This window comes from Desulfovibrio sp. 1188_IL3213 (assembly GCF_036763145.1).
In the GTDB taxonomy this organism is placed as follows: domain Bacteria; phylum Desulfobacterota; class Desulfovibrionia; order Desulfovibrionales; family Desulfovibrionaceae; genus Desulfovibrio.
On the sequence record NZ_JBAIYR010000283.1, the window covers coordinates 1 to 3,092 of the forward strand.

Sequence of the window (3,092 nt, forward strand, 5' to 3'; positions counted from 1 at the left end):
GCGACACCGGAGAGGCCACGGCCCTGCTGACCGCGTTCGGCTTGCAGGACCTGGCCCTGCGCCACCCGCAGTCCCTGTCGGGAGGCGAAAAACAGCGGCTTGTCATTGCCTGCGCCCTGGCGAAAAAACCCGGCCTGCTCATTCTGGACGAGCCCACAAGCGGTCTGGACGGCCTGAACATGACCCGCCTTGCCCAGGCCCTTGAAGACCAGACCAAAGAAGGCCGCTGCGTCCTGCTTATCACCCACGACCTTGAGCTTCTTGCCCTTCTGGGCCGCCATGCCCTTCGTCTGCCCCTGACCAGGGCCGATGAAGACGGGCTGCCGGCAGGGCTGGCAGAGACGGAAGCACTGAACCAGCCAGCCCGGCCGGAAGAAGCTCATACCCGCAACACCGCCACCCCGGCGGCATAAAGGAGAATTGCCATGACCACCAGCCCCGCAACCCCCTGTCAGACGGAAAACCTGCAGCAGCAAGTGGAAAAAATGCTTGCTGAAAAAAAGATGGTAATGCTCGATACCATCGCCCGCCAATGCGCGGTAAGCGAGCTGCGCGCTGCCGAAGCCCTGCCCCCGGCCATGCGGGCCTTTGCCACGGGAGCGGATTTTGACGCCGTATGGGACGGACTTACCCAGTGGCCCGGCGCGACCTTTATCATGCGTCACGGCCGCAGCGTTGTTGAAATCAAGGGGCGCATTCCCTCCGGCAAACACGGCGGCGGCTATTTCAACCTTGCGCCCGGTCAGTCGCTGGGCGGGCACATATGCAGTGAAGAAGCAGCGCACATCTGTTTTCTTTCATTGCCCTTCATGGGGCTGGAAAGCCACAGTGTGCAGTTCTTTGACACGGCGGGAGCGGTGCTGTTCTCCGTCTATGTGGGCCGCGAAAACAAAAAGCTTATGCCTGAAGCCCGCGAAGGCTTTTTCGCCCTGCGCGAAGCCTTCGGCAAGGAGAATATCTAATGAAAAGCCTTGTCGTTTATTCCTCCCGTACCGGCAATACCCGCAAGGTGGCCCAGGCCGTGGCCGAAGCCCTGCCCGGCTGCAGCCTGCACCCCGTGGAAGACGCTCCAGATCCCGGGGGTTTTGACCTCGTTGCCGTTGGCTACTGGGTGGATAAGGGCCTGCCCGATGCCGAAGCCCAAAAGTACATGGAGCGCATCAGGGGCTGCAACGTGGCCCTGTTCGGCACTTTGGGCGCATGGCCCCACTCCGATCACGCCGCCCAGTGCAAGGTACAGGGCGAGGCCCTGCTTGATGGACCCGAACGGAACAATCGTGTGCTGGGAACATTTCTCTGTCAGGGGCGTGTGGACCCCGCCATAGTGGCAATGATGCAGAAAATGGCCGGAGACGCGCACCCTATGACCGAAGAACGGCGCGCGCGGCTTGAAGAAGCCGCCAAGCACCCCGATGCCGAGGACTGCCGCATGGCTCGTGAAACATTCGCAGCCTTTGCCCGCACCCTCCGCGACATGCAGTGCGCCGCACCTGTTCAGGAAAACATATAAGGTAAGGAAGCATACCGTGACCCTGGCCTCAATCTATTCAGCCATCGGCCCTTCGGGCTGCGCGCTTGTAGTCGTGGGCGCTGCCGGGCTGTACATCGCCCTGCGCACCTTCTTCTACCTTGCCCTTGTCTGGAAAAACTTCCAGCACGGCTTTCTTGATCTGGAAAATACGGGCGAAAGCCGCTGCCTGCGCAATAACAGCAGCGACAATCCCCTGATCGCCATTATCCGTGACGTGGTCAAGACCCATAGCGGCCATTCGCAGGATATCCGCGCCGAGGTGGCCTATCTGTTCCACCGCAATTTCGAGCAGGTCACCAAAAGCCTTTGCTGGCTGCGCCTTATCGCCATGATCGCTCCGCTTCTGGGCCTGCTCGGCACAGTTCTCGGCATGGTGGGCGTGTTTCAGACCATCGCCGCCAAGGCCGCGCCCGATCCTGCCCAACTGGCCGGCGGCATATGGGAAGCGCTCATAACCACGGTCATGGGCCTGTGCGTGGCTATTCCCATGCTGATTTTCTACTACTTTCTGCTGCTCAAGTTCAAGGGCTTTCACATTGAGGCGGTGGAACACAGTTACCGGGCGCTTGAGCTTTGCCAGGGCGCGGCCCGCCCTGCCTTTGGAGCTGCCGCGCCAGCCGGCCGCGCCAGACCGGATCAGGCCGGAACATGCCCGGTCAACGCGGAAAAAGAGCCCGCCTAGAGCTGTTTACAAATGAAATGCGTTAACTGCTCTGCAAGGATTTTCAGGAAAATCCTTGCCACGGAATGCGCGCAGGCAGGCTTTTGCCTGCCGTAAATGAGCATTTCAAGTGTCAAATGCTCTAAGGAGGAGCCATGTTTGATCTGGACGAAGAGGCCACCATTGACCTCACGCCACTCATCGATGTGGTTTTTATGCTGCTGGTTTTTTTCATTCTTACCGCCTCGTTCAGCAAGCCCGTACTGGACATCGTACTGCCCAAAGCTGAAGAAGGCGCGCCGGACGCGGCGCATGGCCGGGAACTTGTCATTGCCATCAAGAAAGACGGCACCATGCACCATGAAGGCAGGGAAATCAGCAAAGACGACCTGCCCGCAGTGCTGGATACCATGCCCGGCGCACTGCTGAATCTGCACGTGGACGAAAAGGCCCCATTTGACGCCTTTGTCAACGTGGTTGATCAGGCCAAGACCAAGAGAGGGGGACGCTTTGTTATCAGCACCCAGTCATCCGCGCCGGACCAGGCACTGTGACACCGCCGCGCAAAAGCGCAGCCGCAACTATGCCGTAAGCCTCATGTCCTGCATGTTTGTGACCGCTGCCCTGCTGCTGGCATCTGTCCGCCCGCCGGGCATGGCGCTTCCGGCGGCCGCTGCCGGGTCCATTGCCATGTCCATGCGCTTTGCCGACATGCAGATACGGCATGAGCAGCCTGTCCCCAAACAGGAAAAACGCCTGCTGGCCGAGGAATCCCCATTTACCGCACCGGTTCCTCCCGTGGCAGAAACGCCCCCCGAACCGCCGAACCCCGTTCAGAAAAAGCCTGTGGAAAAGCCACAGCCGCCTGTGGCGGAAAAACCCGCTCCCCGCAAGCCCCCC

At 60.4% G+C, this 3,092-nt stretch carries 5 protein-coding genes and 1 pseudogene; all 6 read left to right on the forward strand.

Translation table 11 applies throughout. The features are described from left to right. Positions 1 to 413 (forward strand): ATP-binding cassette domain-containing protein (locus V6C16_RS10270; RefSeq protein ID WP_333543145.1); only part of this gene is annotated, 413 nt, incomplete at its 5' end. 12 nt (positions 414 to 425) lie between these two features. Next, positions 426 to 962: a heme utilization cystosolic carrier protein HutX gene (hutX, locus tag V6C16_RS10275; RefSeq protein WP_333535769.1), complete on the forward strand. Its 537-nt coding sequence runs from the start codon at positions 426 to 428 to the stop codon at positions 960 to 962. After that, positions 962 to 1,510: a flavodoxin family protein gene (locus tag V6C16_RS10280; RefSeq protein ID WP_333535771.1), complete on the forward strand. Its 549-nt coding sequence runs from the start codon at positions 962 to 964 to the stop codon at positions 1,508 to 1,510. The genes hutX and V6C16_RS10280 overlap by 1 nt, the downstream gene beginning before the upstream one ends. A 16-nt stretch (positions 1,511 to 1,526) precedes the next feature. Further along, positions 1,527 to 2,213, forward strand: coding sequence for a MotA/TolQ/ExbB proton channel family protein (locus V6C16_RS10285; protein ID WP_333543146.1), 687 nt, complete (start codon positions 1,527 to 1,529; stop codon positions 2,211 to 2,213). A 134-nt stretch (positions 2,214 to 2,347) separates the two neighbouring features. Next, on the forward strand, positions 2,348 to 2,746 hold the full coding sequence (locus tag V6C16_RS10290) for an ExbD/TolR family protein (protein ID WP_333534492.1): 399 nt from the start codon (positions 2,348 to 2,350) through the stop codon (positions 2,744 to 2,746). 43 nt (positions 2,747 to 2,789) lie between these two features. After that, a pseudogene (locus V6C16_RS10295) lies at positions 2,790 to 3,092 on the forward strand (hypothetical protein); the annotation flags it as partial.